Annotated in this window: 13 protein-coding genes, 2 rRNA genes and 4 pseudogenes (1 of these 19 running past the window's edge); 11 read left to right on the top strand and 8 right to left on the bottom strand. The window is 54.7% G+C overall.

Going from position 1 to position 16,931, the window contains the following annotated elements; genetic code table 11:
* The first annotated feature begins 800 nt into the window (after positions 1-800).
* Positions 801-1,235: a DUF2721 domain-containing protein gene (locus AC3I0A_RS04775; protein WP_176471624.1), complete on the top strand. Its 435-nt coding sequence runs from the start codon at positions 801-803 to the stop codon at positions 1,233-1,235.
* 322 nt (positions 1,236-1,557) lie between these two features.
* Here the strand turns inward: AC3I0A_RS04775 and AC3I0A_RS04770 are convergent, their stop codons facing one another.
* Positions 1,558-1,899: a hypothetical protein gene (locus tag AC3I0A_RS04770; protein ID WP_489376474.1), complete on the bottom strand. Its 342-nt coding sequence runs from the start codon at positions 1,897-1,899 to the stop codon at positions 1,558-1,560.
* A gap of 178 nt (positions 1,900-2,077) precedes the next feature.
* Between AC3I0A_RS04770 and AC3I0A_RS04765 the strand changes: the two genes are divergently transcribed.
* The 6 genes and pseudogenes from AC3I0A_RS04765 to AC3I0A_RS04740 all read left to right on the top strand — a co-directional run.
* The gene (locus tag AC3I0A_RS04765) at positions 2,078-2,986 is read left to right on the top strand and encodes a peptidyl-prolyl cis-trans isomerase (protein ID WP_489376473.1); all 909 of its coding nucleotides are present in this window, start codon (positions 2,078-2,080) and stop codon (positions 2,984-2,986) included.
* Complete coding sequence (locus AC3I0A_RS04760; RefSeq protein ID WP_489378414.1) at positions 2,986-3,984, top strand: HupE/UreJ family protein; 999 nt, start codon at positions 2,986-2,988, stop codon at positions 3,982-3,984. Before AC3I0A_RS04765 ends, AC3I0A_RS04760 begins: the two co-directional genes overlap by 1 nt.
* A 39-nt stretch (positions 3,985-4,023) precedes the next feature.
* Positions 4,024-6,237 (top strand): DUF3604 domain-containing protein, encoded by a 2,214-nt coding sequence (locus AC3I0A_RS04755; RefSeq protein ID WP_489376472.1) that lies wholly within the window; start codon positions 4,024-4,026, stop codon positions 6,235-6,237.
* A gap of 154 nt (positions 6,238-6,391) precedes the next feature.
* Complete coding sequence (locus tag AC3I0A_RS04750) at positions 6,392-7,660, top strand: OmpP1/FadL family transporter (RefSeq protein ID WP_489376471.1); 1,269 nt, start codon at positions 6,392-6,394, stop codon at positions 7,658-7,660.
* Positions 7,661-7,708: 48 nt separating this feature from the next.
* Complete coding sequence (locus tag AC3I0A_RS04745; RefSeq protein WP_489376470.1) at positions 7,709-8,386, top strand: DUF3313 domain-containing protein; 678 nt, start codon at positions 7,709-7,711, stop codon at positions 8,384-8,386.
* A gap of 135 nt (positions 8,387-8,521) precedes the next feature.
* Positions 8,522-8,713 (top strand): annotated as a pseudogene (locus tag AC3I0A_RS04740) (IS5/IS1182 family transposase); the annotation flags it as partial.
* A gap of 144 nt (positions 8,714-8,857) precedes the next feature.
* On the opposite strand, the gene AC3I0A_RS04735 reads toward AC3I0A_RS04740, so the two are convergent.
* Positions 8,858-9,790 (bottom strand): transporter, encoded by a 933-nt coding sequence (locus AC3I0A_RS04735; RefSeq protein ID WP_489376469.1) that lies wholly within the window; start codon positions 9,788-9,790, stop codon positions 8,858-8,860.
* A gap of 648 nt (positions 9,791-10,438) precedes the next feature.
* Between AC3I0A_RS04735 and AC3I0A_RS04730 the strand changes: the two genes are divergently transcribed.
* From AC3I0A_RS04730 to AC3I0A_RS04720, 3 genes and pseudogenes are all read left to right on the top strand, one after another.
* Entirely contained in the window at positions 10,439-10,768 is a 330-nt protein-coding gene (locus AC3I0A_RS04730) for a hypothetical protein (protein ID WP_489378413.1), read from the top strand.
* Positions 10,769-10,796: 28 nt separating this feature from the next.
* Positions 10,797-11,146, top strand: a pseudogene (locus tag AC3I0A_RS04725) (site-specific integrase); the annotation flags it as partial.
* Complete coding sequence (locus AC3I0A_RS04720) at positions 11,143-11,418, top strand: hypothetical protein (protein WP_489376468.1); 276 nt, start codon at positions 11,143-11,145, stop codon at positions 11,416-11,418. The pseudogene AC3I0A_RS04725 and the gene AC3I0A_RS04720, both read left to right, overlap by 4 nt.
* Before the next feature lie 130 nt (positions 11,419-11,548).
* Here the strand turns inward: AC3I0A_RS04720 and AC3I0A_RS04715 are convergent, their stop codons facing one another.
* The 3 genes from AC3I0A_RS04715 to AC3I0A_RS04705 form a co-directional block, all read right to left on the bottom strand.
* Positions 11,549-12,265, bottom strand: coding sequence for a gamma-glutamylcyclotransferase (locus tag AC3I0A_RS04715; RefSeq protein ID WP_489376467.1), 717 nt, complete (start codon positions 12,263-12,265; stop codon positions 11,549-11,551).
* 210 nt (positions 12,266-12,475) lie between these two features.
* Positions 12,476-13,447: a threo-3-hydroxy-L-aspartate ammonia-lyase gene (locus AC3I0A_RS04710; RefSeq protein WP_489376466.1), complete on the bottom strand. Its 972-nt coding sequence runs from the start codon at positions 13,445-13,447 to the stop codon at positions 12,476-12,478.
* 53 nt (positions 13,448-13,500) lie between these two features.
* The gene (locus AC3I0A_RS04705; protein ID WP_489378411.1) at positions 13,501-13,806 is read right to left on the bottom strand and encodes a RidA family protein; all 306 of its coding nucleotides are present in this window, start codon (positions 13,804-13,806) and stop codon (positions 13,501-13,503) included.
* A 120-nt stretch (positions 13,807-13,926) separates the two neighbouring features.
* On the opposite strand from AC3I0A_RS04705, the pseudogene AC3I0A_RS04700 reads away from it, so the two are divergent.
* A pseudogene (locus AC3I0A_RS04700) lies at positions 13,927-14,195 on the top strand (IS5/IS1182 family transposase); the annotation flags it as partial.
* On the opposite strand, the pseudogene AC3I0A_RS04695 reads toward AC3I0A_RS04700, so the two are convergent.
* The 3 genes and pseudogenes from AC3I0A_RS04695 to AC3I0A_RS04685 form a co-directional block, all read right to left on the bottom strand.
* A pseudogene (locus AC3I0A_RS04695) lies at positions 14,187-14,519 on the bottom strand (transposase); the annotation flags it as partial. The pseudogenes AC3I0A_RS04700 and AC3I0A_RS04695 overlap by 9 nt on opposite strands.
* A 485-nt stretch (positions 14,520-15,004) precedes the next feature.
* Positions 15,005-15,120: ribosomal RNA gene (gene rrf / locus AC3I0A_RS04690) — 5S ribosomal RNA — on the bottom strand.
* A 156-nt stretch (positions 15,121-15,276) separates the two neighbouring features.
* Positions 15,277-16,931, bottom strand: a 23S ribosomal RNA gene (locus AC3I0A_RS04685) (it continues 1,237 nt past the right edge of the window).

Below are 16,931 nucleotides of genomic sequence, written 5' to 3'. Positions count from 1 at the left end.
GCACTGGAGTGAATCAAAACCTGCTCTACTCAGAGCCAAAGTGTTCATTCTCCCCCATTTGGGGAAAAAACCTCATGAATGAGCCGCGTCAAGTGCCTAACGGCGTGTTTTCAAGCAGTGTTTCACGCAGACTTTTCACGCAGGTGGAATGCGCGAAACTGTCTCTGAGACAGAATTGTCCGGCATTGGTACGCAGCCAGGTACGCACCATTGGTACGCACTCGCCAATGCGTACCGGCCACGAGTTCGCAGCCAAGTTCGCACTTCTGGTTCGCAGTGCTGGCGTGCGAAATTGCACTCCACTTGATCACCCGTTTGCATTCGACCTGACCAGTCATTTGCATTGCATCTGACCACCGATTGCATCGGATTTGACCAGCACGCTTCGTAACCATGATCGACAGAGAACTGCACATTGCGGCCGGTGGAGACAGGCAGCAACCGCCCCATAGCTGCCCATCGCATGAGGCAGAAAACGGCTAATAGGAGCCAGTCGCAAGTGTCCAGCAACAAGATTCGAGGGACCTGTACTTATATTCATTAGTGTCAGGATGCCCCACTACACGGTATAAAAACGTTTGCTCACTGTTGAAAGTCTCCTGGACTGCTCTACGCTCCACGACAGGACGTCCCGACCAACTCGCAGGCCTGGCCTGACGTTGGTGCCCTGTTGTCAGTAATACTCAGCCCCAAGACTGTACTGAGGCCCTCAGCTGATAACAGGGGTGCGCCCTGCCTTTTCACCGCGAATTATGTCAAATGGAGAATTGCAAATATTCGGCCTATAGGTGGTCCCTAAATTGAACGAATTCATTCCTGACGCTGTGCGGTTGTCGCAAATCTTTTCACAAGCAACAGCCCCGACGTTTTTCCTCGGTGCAATAGCTGCGTTCGTTTCGTTAATGACTTCGAGGTTATCAGTTGTCATCGACCGTACACGGGTACTCAATGCGATCCCCGAAGACGACCAGAGGCGTGCGCACCTCAGGGCCGATCTGGAGCGATTGAGGCGGCGGGCTGAATTATTAAACGCTGGTATCCTGTCTTCTTTGCGCGGCGGACTTTGCGCCACCCTGCTGCTCGCTGTCATCTTTCTAACTGAGTTCATGGGCTTCAAGTACGCCTATGGTGCCGGCCTTCTTTTTGTAGTTGCCACATTCTTCCTCGGTGTGGGTCTGTTTCGCTTCGCCCAGGAAGCTAAAATCAGTGTCAGTGCGGCGGATGAACACCTTTGACCGATTCAAATTCTTGGTGCTAAGTCCGGAGCCCCCGAGGCACTGCCCCCAGACGCGACGAATTTCCCCTGACTTCGGGGGCATCTCTGATAGTCCGCTATAGGTTCATTACAACCCTTCGTGACAGACTGCAATCGGCCGATTGTGACGAAAAAGTCGGCCGGGCCTGGCTAGCAATGCATTGAACGGTGAAAGCATCTTTTTTTTGCACGCGGCTACATCAAATCTGGTCCTGAATCTTCTGCGCAAGTCTCGGACTTTAATCTCAAACGCGTACTTTTCAGCCATGACAACCGAAGTCGACTTTTTCAACAGAATTGGCTCAATGTGAAGTCTCCCTGGTCATTGCTCGCATCAAAAGTACCGTCATGACTCCGTGCAGGATGACCACGGGCCACAAGAGAACCCCACTCGAATTGCCCGAGATGCCAACGTAGGTGAGATACACCGTCACGGCTGCGTTATAGATCAACATGCCGAACAAGGGTGAGCCGGGCCAGCAGGCGACGGCCAATGCGATGAGGGCGATACCGGCAACGCGGACGATGACGCCCGTTAGTTCGATGCCAAGCAAAAGTTGCCCTACCAGCGACGGGACAAGTATCAGCGCCACGCCAGTGGCTGCCTCGATGATCGCGGCGAAAACAAGCAGTCCTTTCATCATATGGGCGCTCCATCCCGGCTGCATGGGTGCAAGACTGCACAGCCCTGAGGAATTGGTTAATCCGATTGCGACTAAGCCTTAGTGCTTATCGTGATTAGTCTTGGTGGAAAGTTCCAATCCAGCAGCAATACTCCACTGTGCTCGAAAACCATTCGAGTATAGCGTGGGGTAATAAGTCATGAGCTTAAGCGTCTGCGAAGTGAAAGAATCTCGTCTTTCGTTAATCAAGCGATGCCTTCGCCAGCCGTTATTGCACTTTCTAATCGCCGGTTTTGCACTCTTTGTGCTGTACGGAGGTTTGCACCGTTCACCCCTAAATCAAGATCCGCAACGCATCGAAATTACCCCTGAAGTTGTTCAGCGGATCGCGATTTCCTGGCTGGCACGATGGCAACGACCCGCATCGGAGCAACAGTTGCAGGGCATGATTGATGAATATGTGAAAGAGGAAATCCTTTTTCGCGAAGCACTGAAACTTGGCCTGGATAAAGACGACACCATCATTCGCCGCCGACTGGCGCAAAAAATGGATTTCCTCGCAGAGGATGTAGCGTCGCTTCGCGAACCTGCACCCGGCGCACTTGAGGCTTGGTACAACCAGCATCAGGACCAATATGCCCCACCGCCACTTGCGACCTTCCGTCATTTGTTCTTCGCTATGGACAAACGCGGCTCGGATGCGCAAGTGCAGGCTCAGGCTGCATTAAGTGGCCTGACAGACAAAAACAGTGGTGAAGGCGATGCCTTCATGTTTAAAAGCGCCTACACAGAACAATCCCAGGATCAGGTGGTGCGGGTCTTTGGTTCAAAGTTCGCCATTTCATTGTTCAAGCAAACGCCGGGTAGTTGGGTGGGACCTGTGGAGTCAGGTTTTGGTTGGCATCTGGTGTGGATTGATACGCTGGCCAAACCATCGGCACCGCCCTTCGAAACCTTGGCCCAGCAGGTCAAGTCCGATTGGTTGTCCAAGCAACGCAGCGAATCGAAACGCGCCAATTTCGATGCCCTGAAAGCACGCTATGAGATCGTGGTGATGATGCCGACGTCGACCAGCGGGATTGCCTCCACTCAAACGGGGCGGCCGTGATGAGGTGTACGGTCTGGCTGCTGTTGGTGCTTTTGTTCATGGGGCAGGCGACCATGGCCCATGAGTCCCGCCCCGCTTACCTGGAAATCAACGAAACGGCCGCCGGAAGCTATAACGTACTGTGGCGCACGCCGGTGCTTTCAGGCATGCGATTGCCGATCGCGCTCCGGTTTGCCGAAGGTGTGCGCACTGTCGTTGAACCCGTGGAAAGCGAACTGAACGACTCATTGATCGAGCGTCGGGTCATTGAAGCCGGTCCCGCAGGACTGGTCGGGCAACGTATTGAATTCATCGGCCTGCAAGCGAGCATCACCGATGTGCTGGTGCGTGTCTCGCGCCTAGACGGCAGCCTGACGACCACCCTCGTCCACCCTGCGCAACCCTGGATAGAGATTGCTGCCACGCCGGGAGCGTTCTCGGTGGCCGGTGCATTTCTGCTTCATGGCATCCAACACATCCTGGGGGGCTTCGACCACCTGCTGTTCGTCTTCGGTCTCCTGCTGCTGGTGAGTAATGGCTGGATGCTGGTGAAGACCATCACCGCATTCACCCTCGCCCATTCCATCACTCTGGCACTCGCGACACTGGGTGCGGTGCGGCTGCCCGGCCCTCCTGTTGAAGCGACGATTGCGCTGAGCATTCTGTTGCTGGCAGTGGAAATCGCCCGCAAGAACCGTGACGAAACCAGTTTCACCATCCAATGGCCATGGGTGGTGGCTTTCTGTTTTGGCTTGTTGCACGGCTTTGGTTTTGCTGGTGCGCTGACGGAAATTGGCTTGTCGCAACGTGACCTGCCCCTGGCGCTGTTCACCTTCAATGTCGGCGTGGAAATCGGCCAGTTGATGTTCGTCGCCGCTGTGCTGAGCCTTCGCGCACTGTTGCTGCGTTTTCGACTGGCACGGTCCACGCTCCTTTATGCCCGACCGGTTGCGTCTTACGGGTTGGGAACGCTGGCTGCTTTCTGGTTTTTCGAGAGAGTCTCGAGTTTCTGGAGCTGAGTTGCACCCTGTCACTGCCGTATTCCGGAGATGTGGAATATGAAAACCCCTACACACTTCACCGCGTCACTGTTCAGTTGCGCCGTGCTTGCTGTCAACACGCTGGCAATGGCAGAGGGCAACCCGGATCGTGAGGTTTACTTTGGCCAGACGCACTCGCACACCTCCTGGTCGATTGATGCCTACCTGATCGGCAACCATCAGGTCGATCCCGAGCAGGCTTACCAATACTCACTTGGGATGCCGGTCAAGCATCCGATGGGGTTTGAAGTGCAGCTCAAAGGCCGACCTCTGGATTTCCATGGCGTGACCGATCATTCGGAATACGTGGGCGTGATCGCCCTGGCCAACGATCCGAAGTCAGACTTCAGCAAGCTGCCCATCGCACAAAAGCTGATTGTCAAAACCCCGGAAGATTTCAATCGGGTGTTCAAATGGATCGTCGGCAGCTTGAGCCACCCGATCAAGGAGCTGATTGATCCGAAGGTTGCCGGCAACATCTGGCAGCAGAGCATCACCATTGCCGACAAGTACTACAAGCCCGGCAAGTTCACCACGTTTGTCGCCTATGAATGGACCTCAGCCCCCAACAATCAAAACATGCACCGCAATGTGTTTTTCCGCGACTCGAAGAAGGTGCCGGACCTGCCCTTCACGGCCATCGATTCGGACAAACCCGAGGATTTGTGGGGCTGGATGGACGATCAACGCAAAAAAGGCAACGAGGTGCTGGCGATCTCCCACAATGCCAACCTCAGCAATGGCCTTATGTTTCCGGTGGACGTAGATGACCGCGGCCGCCCCATTGATGCCGCCTGGGCCGAGACGCGGATGCGTAATGAATCCCTCACCGAAATTCACCAGGTAAAGGGCACCTCAGAAACCCACCCCGAACTGTCGCCGACCGACGAATTTGCCAATTATGAAATCATGAATTTCCTGCTTGGCATCGACAACAGCACGTCGAAACTCAATGGCAGTTACATCAGGCAAGCCTGGCAAAACGGCATGGCTTTGCAACAAGCCCGTGGATACAACCCGTACAAAATGGGCGTGGTTGGCGCCAGCGACTCGCACAATGGGGTGATTCCTTATTCGCAGAGCAACAACTTCGGCTCCCACGGTTTTACCGACAGCACCCCGGCGGCGCGTCTTTCCGGCAAACAGAACTCGGGCTTGTTGGCCTTGCAAACCAGCACGTCCGGTTTGGCCGGTGTCTGGGCCGAAGAAAACACCCGTGAATCGATCTTCGATGCCATGAAGCGTAAAGAAGTCTATGGCACCAGCGGCGTACGCATTCCCGTGCGTATGTTTGGTGGCTGGGGCTTCGACAGCAGTGTGTGGAACGAAAAAGACTGGGTGCACGCCGCCTACGCCAAGGGCGTTCCCATGGGCGGCGACTTGCCAGCAAAACAGGGTAAACAGACTCCGTCCTTCGTGGTGTGGGCGGTCAAGGATGTCGACGATGGCAACCTCGACCGAATCCAGATCATCAAGGGCTGGACCAAAAACGGCCAGACCTTCGAGAGGATCTACGACGTCGCCTGGTCTGGTGATCGCCAACTGGACCAAGACACTGGCAAGGTCCCACCGGTGGGTTCCACGGTCGATGTTTCCAAGGCGACTTACACCAATAATATCGGTGCCACCGAGCTGAAAAAAGTTTGGGTCGATCCGGATTTCGATCCGGCCCAGCACGCGTTCTACTACGCCCGAGTGCTACAGATCCCGACACCGCGTTGGAGTACCTATGACGCGGCCAAGCTGCAAGTACCGCCGCCGGCCGACGTTTCGGCCACCGTCCAGGAACGCGCGTGGACTTCGCCGATCTGGTACACGCCGAATGCTGAGGACAGCAAGCTTGTCACTGGTGGCAAAACCATCGATCAGCTGAAAACCGAAGGTGGCAAAGCGCTCACTAACGAGCAGTTGCAAGCCTACGTGGAGGGCAAAACCTTGAAGGTGCGCAACACGGTCACCGACCAGACGTTTGAAATCGTTTATGGCTCCGACGGACAACGCCTGATCACCAGTGTCGATGGCAAGCCGCCTGCGCAAGGGGAATACCTGAACATGCTGCATGACGGACAGTTTGGCGTGCCGGCCAAATATGAAATCAAGGATGGGCATCTAATGACAACACTCGGCGGCACACCCTTCGAGGTCACGGTATTCGAGCAAAACGGCAAATACATGGCGGCTCGCAGCAACGAGTTCGGCTACGTGAATTATGAGGTTGAGGAGGTCAAGTAGCGCCGAGGCCAGCACCGATGTTCTGCATCCATCGGTGCTGGCAGATTGACGCGGAATGACTGATCAAGAGGGTGCGTGGGGGCAACTATTGATGAGACCATCGACAGGTGGACATCAGCTACGCTCATTCAAAAATGGATTTGCCGAGGTAGTTATGCAAACCAGAACAACCGCCTTGCCCGCCCTTACGCTCCTTGCGTTTTGCTGTCAGCAAGCGTGGGCTGGCGGCATCATGCTCTACGAAATCGGCACCGATAACGCCGGCCTCGCCAACGCCGGTGCAGCCGCTCGCGCCCAGGGCCCTTCGACAATCGCCAGTAACCCCGCGGGCATGAGCTACCTGCCGGGCACGCAGATCACCGGCGGTTTGCAAGTGCTTTACGGTGACCTGACCTTCGATCGAGATTCCGGCACCAATGGCCCCGGCAGCGGAAGTGGCAACGCCCTCGATCCAATTCCCGGCGGCAGCTTCTTTATCACGCATGAGATTGACGATCACTGGAGTGTCGGTTTCGGCCAGTACGGCGATTTCGGTCTGGCGGTCAATTATGACAACGACTGGTCCGGGCGTTACTTCGCGCAAAACTCCAGCCTGCTCGGTTTGTCCCTGGTGCCCAGCGTGGCGTACCGCTTCAACGAACAATGGTCGGTGGGCGTGGGCATCAAGGCCATGTACGGCATGTTGCAGGCGCAAACGGCTATCGACCGCTCCCCCTTCGGTTTCACCGACCGTACGGACGGTCAGTACAAATACGAGGATGGCACCTGGGGCTATGGCGCCAACGTTGGGGTGATCTACGCCCCGCAAGCCGGCACGCGCATCGGCCTGACCTATACCAGCAAAGTCGACCTGAACTTCGAAGACCGGCTGGATGTGAAAGGCGACGGCCGTCTGCTGGAGCGCGTCAACAACACCAACACCAAACTCGACACGACAGTGCCGCAGACCGTGACCCTGAGCCTTTTCCAGCAACTGGACCGGCAATGGGCGTTGCTGGCCTCAGTCAACTGGCAGGACTGGTCGGAGTTCGGCGATATCGGCGTACAGGTCGACACCACCGCGCTCGGGGCGCAATCGAAATCGGTCGATGCCGGTTTCAAGGACACTTGGCACTTGTCACTTGGCGCGCAGTACCAAGCCACCGAGCAATGGCTGTGGAATGTTGGTGTGGCCTACGACAGTAGCGCAGTCTCAGACAGCAAACGCAGCGTAATCGTGCCCATGGGCGAATCTTGGCGGATTGCCACAGGAGCCACCTATGCTCTGAACAGGGACACCGATGTCAATGTCAGCTGGGCCATGGTCTGGCTCGGCGACATGCCGGTGGACCAGACCAAGTCGATCTCGGGCAATCAAATCTCCGGTCAGTTCGACAATGCCTGGATTCAAGCGCTGACCGGCAACATGACCTGGCGATTCTGAAGCGTTGCTAACGAAAAAAACGACTTTATCCATGGAGCACTTACCACTATGAACCTGTCCCTAAACCTGCTCGTCGGTGCCGCACTGGCCGGTCTGTTGCTTGGCGGTTGCACCTCGCAAGTCACCGAACAAGATCAATACTCCGGTTTCCTCCCCAACTACAACAACCTGGAAGAAGTAACGACTACCACTGGCGAGAAAGCCATGCGTTGGGTGAGTCCGTCATGGAACCCTAATGCGTATGACACAGTAGTGTTCAACAAACTAGAACTCTATCCGGCGCCCAAACCCAACGAGCGGGTCAACCAGCAGACACTCGACGAATTGCAGAACTACATGACCAACAAGGCCAAAGGCGTGCTGGGCCAGAAATACCGAGTGGTATCGAACGAGAGCGCAGCACCCGTCGGGTCAACCCCTCTGATCCTTCGCGCAGCGATCACCGGGGTGAGCGCCTCGAATGAAGGCATGAAATGGTATGAAGTGGTGCCGGTTGCGGCCGTAGTCGGGGCGACCCAAGCTGCCACTGGTCATCGTGATCAGGACACTAACCTGTTCATCGAAGCCGAGTTCATCGACGCGAAAACCAATCAGACCGTGGCCAAAGTAGTACGCAAGGTCTTTGGCAGCCAGCTTTCGAACGAGAGCCAGAAAATCACCACGAAGGATTTCAAAGCCGCGATCGATAAATTGAATGCTGATCTCCGGGCGTTTATCCGCAGTTGATTTCTGGCGCAGACGACCGCTTATGTCGGGGTCGAGCATCCCGCACCGACCCTGCCCAACGAAGTCCAGGTATTACGTACAGAACCGACGCGCCCCAATGTGCGGCTGGGCGAAATCCTGCTCGATGCCGCGATCATGAAGCGATTCATCGAAGGTGAGACTCGGACGCAAGTGACGCTTCTGCCGGAGTGCCTGGACGATTACGTAGCCAAAGAAAATCCAGTCCGAGTGGTCGACGTTTTCGTCGATGAACTCGACCTGGGTGTACTTGGGTTTGAAGGTGTTGATCCTGCTGCAACGGGGCGTCCGGCCTACCATCCTGTGATAGCGCGGCTTGCCGGTCTTTATCCATCGAATCAGACCAGGTGACTCTCGATTTTCCTGAGCCACCACCGGGCATTAGTAAACAACCAGCATCAGACAAATGTCTCACTAATGCATGAATGGAATGTAGCGTAAGCCCTAAGTTTTTCAAAGCCCTCCGCCGAAGCGATACTGCCAGACGATGCCAATGACATCGTATTCGCTGCCCGTGCGAGTATGTCCGCCATTACTCGCATTCAGCTTCACCGAATGGTTCCGGTTCAACGGCAGCGTGAGGGTGCATCCGTAGCGTGTGTTTTCCTGAAAATCGTGGTTACCGACGCCATCGATTGAAGTACTCCCGCCAGCGAAGTAGGTCGCATCCAGCGCAGCCCAAACACCGTTGCTAAAGGCATAGATAAGATGCCCCTGTACCTGGTAAATCGGGTTCTGGGAAAATGTGTGGCCGCCGAGGAACTCGTCATTGTCGGTGTAAAAGGTTCCCGCGCCGGATAACTCCACGGTCACTGGCCCCAGACGCTTGGAAATCCCTAGTTCAGGCTTGAATGACCAGCGGTTGTTGCCGAGGTTTATCAGCTTGCTCGCATCGTATTGGCCGAGTGGCGCCGTGATCGCCAGGCTGGCGCCGATAATCACATCCTGTTGATAGCTGGGGAATTCAGCCAGGGACAGCGCCGGGGCGCCATATAAGTTGACCGAGAACCGGAATCTTGGATCGATCAACCCCGTAACATTACGCTCCTTGGGTTCACCGGCGAATAGGGCAGAGCCAGTCAATCTTGCCTCAGGCGCGATGATATCGAACTTCCCGGAGCGGCCCCAGACGTCCAGGGATCTGGCAAAGGCAAACACGACAGTCTTGATGTTGAGTTTGGCATCTTGGAGCGGGACAGAGGGGTTGGCCGTCACGTTGCCATGGAGATCGCTGTAGCCCATGAGCAAGAAATTGATACCGACCGGCGTATTGGCGTAGGACCTAGGTTCGAGATCCTCTGCGCCTGCACCGGGAGTTACGATGATGAGCGAAGCGGATGCGAACCGAACCAGCCTGACGACGCAGAGTTTGGGTTTCATCCACATTCGCTCGCTTCCTGTCAGGCCCCCAGAGTTCTATGTATTGTTGTAGCGCATCTACATTCGTTTGGCACTTACAGCTGCCACCAGCACCGTGTGGCCGCGCTTACTGTTTGATCGGATACTCCTGGCCAATCAGTTCTTGGGCATACGCTCATTGGATGAGTTTGCCCTCACCTGGTTTCGTGGACAACTCGAAGTCTTATAACAAGGCGCGGCAAGAGACAGATCGTCTGGGTTTCCTCAGACGAAATTGACAGGCAGCTGTTGGCCGTTTTTGACTATCGCCACCGGCAGCAATGGGTCGACAGTTGCCTATAGCGGCAGGCCAGACTCCGCCAACCTGATTGCTTTGTTAACAACATTGACTCACACAACATGCATCTCGTCGGAAACTCAAAAGACGGAAACATAAATTTTCCCCGCCCACCTGCTCGCGTCAAAATACATGCCAAGTATAAATTCATGTACACAAAAAGATGTACATCCAATTTAATCTATACCAATCAAGTCATTAATGTTAGTTTCGAGTCTCCCTCGGGGGCACCAAAATTAAGAAAGGCCTTGCTTTGCAAGGCCTTTTTTTATGCCTGCAGGAAAGTGCTCATGGCAGACGTTCGCCTCGTCCTGGCCGACATCACAAGGATTGCCCCTATGGAATTGCCGCTGGAAACAGTCGCCCTTTTCTCCCTCAAGCTGGCTTACGAGACGGAAGATCAAAGTCCGATTTTGCGCGACGATCTGATGATGAGCGACTATCAGCGGGACGTATTTGGCTTGCTGGTGCGTAGAGGTGATGTCGAGGCTATCCAGATCAAAGTGGATGAATGCCTGGGTCTGGCGCTGGAAGCTGTAGGCGGTGTTGATACAACCTTGGGCCGCGAGCTGCATCGGTTGGCAGCAGATTTTGGCGCTGCGCAGACGATGGAGCAGCTTGATACCCCGCTCCTTGCGCTCAAGGGTTACTTGAAAGATATTCAGTGAATGATGGGGCCGCCCGAAAACAGGGTACGTCCCTACATGTCAACGGGAAGCCGAGCAACTCGGGAGGATCAACATCCAGGACGGCACCAAAGGTGGCCGTTCAGGCGCGTCAGCACCTCGCTGGATTACGGTAGATGATCATATTCGTGACGCACTGAGGTTTGCCAAACAGGTCTCGCCCGACGGTAGCCGCAACCTGCTTGCACCGAACGAAAGCTACCTCGATTTCCAACAAGGAATCGTCCGTCCCGCACGGGACATCCTCCATATGCACAACCTCAAAGGCTTCCACGAATTGCGGGTGGCCTATGCGTGCGAACGCTATGAGGACACGGCCGTATCGACGTGGTTTCGGCTTACATTGGTGGTCGAGCATGAACACGGCATTCGATATGGAGCTGTTCCTGGCAAGCATCCTGACCGGGTCGCATACCACACGCCAACGCCACCTTCGTCAGGCGAAGGCTATCCAAATAGCAATCGCTGAGCGCTGGCAACGCGACAATCCATGGACTTGGCAGAGAAAACACCTTGCGTGGTTTTTGAATCGCCACCTAAACCAGCACACTGAATCGACGCGCTATTACTATTTGCTAACCATACAATTACTCACTCATCGCCTAGGAAAATCCTGGCAGTTCAACCCCTAAGCGAAGGTCAGAAAACAGCCAACAGCGGTCATTCAGGACAGCACCAGATCCAAGTAGAAACTTAGATGCTCTGATTGCACTTCTAAATGAATACTTCCACCCCATACTTGCCCTTCACCCTGAAGCAATTCTAGGACTTCTTCGCAGCGAACAAGAACTCTTCTATTTCCTGTGCGACCAGGCTTTGTATGCGCCACATATTACGGTCACGAATGCCATGCTCTTTCAGCATTGTCACGGTCCGGAATAGATATTGGGCTGCCGAGCCCCAGTGCCCGGCTGCGCGAGCCAATACATGTGCAACCTTTTCCATGGGCAACTTGCCTGCATAGGCCATTCCGTCGCGTGCTGCGACAAAGGCTAATGCACGCAATATCCCAGTCTCGGTTTTAACCGAAATCCAGCGCGGAACATTGGTCGGTGGGTTTGCGTCAATTTCCCGGAACATTAACAGTCCCAGTTGTTTGAAGTGATCTTGCGCTGGAAGCCGGTATGCTAACCCGTTGCAGCTTCCGCCGCGGTCGAGGGCCAACATCAGGGCTGGCAACTCGCGTGTGCCGCGCCAACGAGTAAGTTTCAGGCAGAACGACCGATGCCACCCATAGGCGGTGGCGCTACGGCTCTCCACAAATTCGAACTCCGGATTCCATATCAGAGAGCCATAAGCAAAGATCCAAAGATCTTCCGGTTTGTATTCACGTAAAAGTGCCTCCACCATCGCATCAAACTCTGCTTTGGTGTGTTCGGTCGAGCCCGGTTCGGGTCCAGGATCGGGCTCAAACCGCTCAACACAAGCGACGAGTTCCGCTGTCAGGTTTCGCCCTTTGAATCTCGTAGTTTTTTTCATCGTCCATACCGGGCTCTCAGGGCTGATCAACCAGAAAGTCTAGCACCGCGTGCTGAATGAGTAGACATGCTCTGAGCGTCCGTATTGGGTCCAGAAACGGTCACTCAAACCTATGCGCATCAATTGCAGCGGTCGCTAAAAGAAGCCACAGATAGCACAGGATCTCTTCGGGTCCGCCCCGAAGAGATCGACTTGCGTCAGAGTTAAAAGCTACGCCAGCAACCGGGCATACCGATCTAAGTCAATATTACCTCCGCTCACGATCACACCGACGCGTTTACCCTTCAGCACCTTGCCCATCTCACGTACAGCGGCCAACCCCAAGCATCCGGTAGGCTCCACTACCATCTTCATGCGCTCGGCAAAAAAACGCATCCCCTCGACCAGCTGTACGTCTGTGACAGTCAGGATGTCATCAACGTCGCGGCGAATGATTGGGAATGTATAGTGCCCCAGATGCTGGGTCTGGGCGCCGTCGGCCAAGGTATCTGGTGTGTCGATATGTACAATTTCTCCCCTGCGAAACGACTGTTGACCGTCATTCCCCGCCTGCGGCTCTACACCGTAAAGTTTGCAGTCAGGCGACAGTGCACGGGTTGCCAAGGCACCGCCCGCCAACAGTCCGCCGCCACCGAGGCAAACGAATAGTGCGTCCAGCGGGCCGGTCTCTTGCAATAACTCCATGGTCGCCGTCCCTTGTCCAGCGATGACATCCGGGTGGTCATAGGATGGAATCAAGGTGTAACCATGCTCATCAGCCAGTTTTCGACCAATGGCTTCGCGGTCCTCGCTGTAACGATCATAGAGCACCACACTGGCTCCGTATTCGCGTGTCGCTGCCATTTTCGAGGCCGGAGCGTCATGGGGCATCACGATGGTCGCGGGAATACCCAGGATACGTGCAGACAAGGCGATGCCCTGGGCGTGATTGCCGGAAGAAAACGCCACCACGCCGGCTTTACGCTGGCGCTCGTCGAAACGGGCCAATGCATTAAAAGCACCGCGGAATTTGAAAGCGCCCATGCGCTGATAGTTCTCGCACTTGAAGAACACCTCGGCACCCAGTTGTCCGTTCAACGTACGTGAGGTCAGCACCGGGGTGCGATGAGCGTGGCCCTGGATACGTTCGGCGGCGTCAAGGACGTCTTGATAGGTAGGAAGCGTCAGTTGCGTCGTGGTCATAGGGTCCTCGCTTTTGATATGAAAATTTTCAGAGGTGTGCGCAGTTAATACGCTCAGGCAGTCGCAGCAAGTGCCATGGCTTCCACCTCGACGACTGAGCCAAAATGCAATTGAGACACTCCTGCAACGGCTCGGGCGGGCCGGTGATCACCTAACCATTGCTCGTAGAGACGATTGAAAGCTGGCCATTGATCAATGTCGGTGACATAGACGCGTACTTGCACCAGGCTGTCTTTGCCCACACCCGCCCGAGTCAGACAATGCTCAAGATTGGCCAGGACTTGGCGGGTCTGTTCCTCGAAACTCCTGTCTGCCAACGCCTGCCCTTGGGCATTGACAGGCAACTGTCCCGAAATCATCACAAACCCGCCGACGATACAGAGGTGAGCATAGTGCCCCGTGGGAGGACTGATGGAGCTACTGTTGGCGCACTGGATGGCGGGGATAAGCATGGCGATACCTTTATTCAGGGCGAGGAGAAGCTGAAGACGCAAATGAAGTAGCTTCAAGCGATTGAAATCCAGCTCAACGAATCGCCGGATAAACAGGTCTCACTGACCGATCCAGACGCCCGATCCATGATGACTCGCAGCACGGGAATCGTCGGCTATAACGTGCAGACAGCGGTCGACACTCAGCACCATTTGACGTTGCGCACGAGATGACTAACGTCGGTTCCGACCGCGATCTACTCAGCTCAATGGCCAAGCAGGCCCGCGAGGCGATGGCGTCAGAAACTTCGAAAGTTGGCGATGGTCTTGAAATCAGGCATCAAACGCCCGGTCAGCGACATCAGCTCGACATTGCGCTGGGCTTCTCGCTCCAGGCGCCGACTCGACTGAATACGGTTGAGATAGCCGTAGATGTAGATCTTCAGCAGGGTCGCGGGATGATAAGCAGGCCGGCCAGTATCGGCTGGAATGATGCCTTCAAAACCCAGCTTGACCAGGTCGAGTTCGTCGACAAAGACATCGACTACGCGCACCGGATTAGTATCCGTTACGTAATCGTCGAGGCTTTCAGGCAGTAAGGTGCTTTGACCTCGATGTTCACCTTGAATAAAGCGCTTCATGGGCGATCCTTGCGATGAAATCCTCAGAAATCATAGCAAGGGTTCACGGAGGCATTTTTACACACTCTGGGTTGATAGCTGCCCTTGGCGGCAGACAGCAATCGGCCATTTCCGGTCAGTCGTGACAGATACAAACTCGCCAGCGCGTCTTGTGTTGGGATTGCGAGTATGCCAAATCCAGATAGTAGGTGTAATAACCGGAGTCACGTACATAACCGCATCACGATTAAGTACCGACAACGATCATTCCATATAATCACCCACTGGCTAAATTCTGGCAGAGCCGGCTCTGGCGGAGAGGGGTCATCGAAAAAAAATTTGGAATGCACAGAGTGCTAAAGTCGGTGATGAGCGGCGAGCTGATCAGGGGATCGGCAGAACTGACATGCAACCCTTACACTCAAGGAAGCTCAATCTGCGCGTTTACGCTCACCCAAAAAACAAAACCCCTACCTGCATACGCAGATAGGGGTTTTGGAATTTAATCTTGACGATGACCTACTCTCACATGGGGAAACCCCACACTACCATCGGCGATGCATCGTTTCACTGCTGAGTTCGGGATGGGATCAGGTGGTTCCAATGCTCTATGGTCGTCAAGAAATTCGGTAGCCGGCTCGTTTACTCAGTTGAGTTCACGCTCCAGCGAATGGGTATGTAATAGATTTGTGTGTTGCTTTTGAATTTTCGACTGTTGCGTCTTCACACACACCGCAATCTGGCGCCCTTTCGGACAAGCAAATTGCTTGGGTGTTATATGGTCAAGCCTCACGGGCAATTAGTATTGGTTAGCTCAACGCCTCACAGCGCTTACACACCCAACCTATCAACGTCGTAGTCTTCGACGGCCCTTCAGGGGACTCAAGGTCCCAGTGAGATCTCATCTTGAGGCTAGTTTCCCGCTTAGATGCTTTCAGCGGTTATCTATTCCGAACATAGCTACCCGGCAATGCCACTGGCGTGACAACCGGAACACCAGAGGTTCGTCCACTCCGGTCCTCTCGTACTAGGAGCAGCCCCTCTCAAATCTCAAACGTCCACGGCAGATAGGGACCGAACTGTCTCACGACGTTCTAAACCCAGCTCGCGTACCACTTTAAATGGCGAACAGCCATACCCTTGGGACCGGCTTCAGCCCCAGGATGTGATGAGCCGACATCGAGGTGCCAAACACCGCCGTCGATATGAACTCTTGGGCGGTATCAGCCTGTTATCCCCGGAGTACCTTTTATCCGTTGAGCGATGGCCCTTCCATACAGAACCACCGGATCACTAAGACCTACTTTCGTACCTGCTCGACGTGTCTGTCTCGCAGTCAAGCGCGCTTTTGCCTTTATACTCTACGACCGATTTCCGACCGGTCTGAGCGCACCTTCGTACTCCTCCGTTACTCTTTAGGAGGAGACCGCCCCAGTCAAACTACCCACCATACACTGTCCTCGATCCGGATAACGGACCTGAGTTAGAACCTCAAAGTTGCCAGGGTGGTATTTCAAGGTTGGCTCCACGCGAACTGGCGTCCACGCTTCAAAGCCTCCCACCTATCCTACACAAGCAAATTCAAAGTCCAGTGCAAAGCTATAGTAAAGGTTCACGGGGTCTTTCCGTCTAGCCGCGGATACACTGCATCTTCACAGCGATTTCAATTTCACTGAGTCTCGGGTGGAGACAGCGCCGCCATCGTTACGCCATTCGTGCAGGTCGGAACTTACCCGACAAGGAATTTCGCTACCTTAGGACCGTTATAGTTACGGCCGCCGTTTACCGGGGCTTCGATCAAGAGCTTCGCGTTAGCTAACCCCATCAATTAACCTTCCGGCACCGGGCAGGCGTCACACCCTATACGTCCACTTTCGTGTTTGCAGAGTGCTGTGTTTTTAATAAACAGTCGCAGCGGCCTGGTATCTTCGACCGGCATGAGCTTACGGAGCAAGTCCTTCACCCTCACCGGCGCACCTTCTCCCGAAGTTACGGTGCCATTTTGCCTAGTTCCTTCACCCGAGTTCTCTCAAGCGCCTTGGTATTCTCTACCCAACCACCTGTGTCGGTTTGGGGTACGGTTCCTGGTTACCTGAAGCTTAGAAGCTTTTCTTGGAAGCATGGCATCAACCACTTCGTGTACCAAAGGTACACTCGTCATCAGCTCTCGGCCTTAAGATCCCGGATTTACCTAAGATCTCAGCCTACCACCTTAAACTTGGACAACCAACGCCAAGCTGGCCTAGCCTTCTCCGTCCCTCCATCGCAATAACCAGAAGTACAGGAATATTAACCTGTTTTCCATCGACTACGCTTTTCAGCCTCGCCTTAGGGACCGACTAACCCTGCGTCGATTAACGTTGCGCAGGAAACCTTGGTCTTTCGGCGTGGGTGTTTTTCACACCCATTATCGTTACTCATGTCAGCATTCGC

The sequence above is a fragment of the Pseudomonas sp. KH_024_B2 genome (genome assembly GCF_057839965.1).
This window is presented reverse-complemented; position numbering and strand designations above follow the sequence as displayed.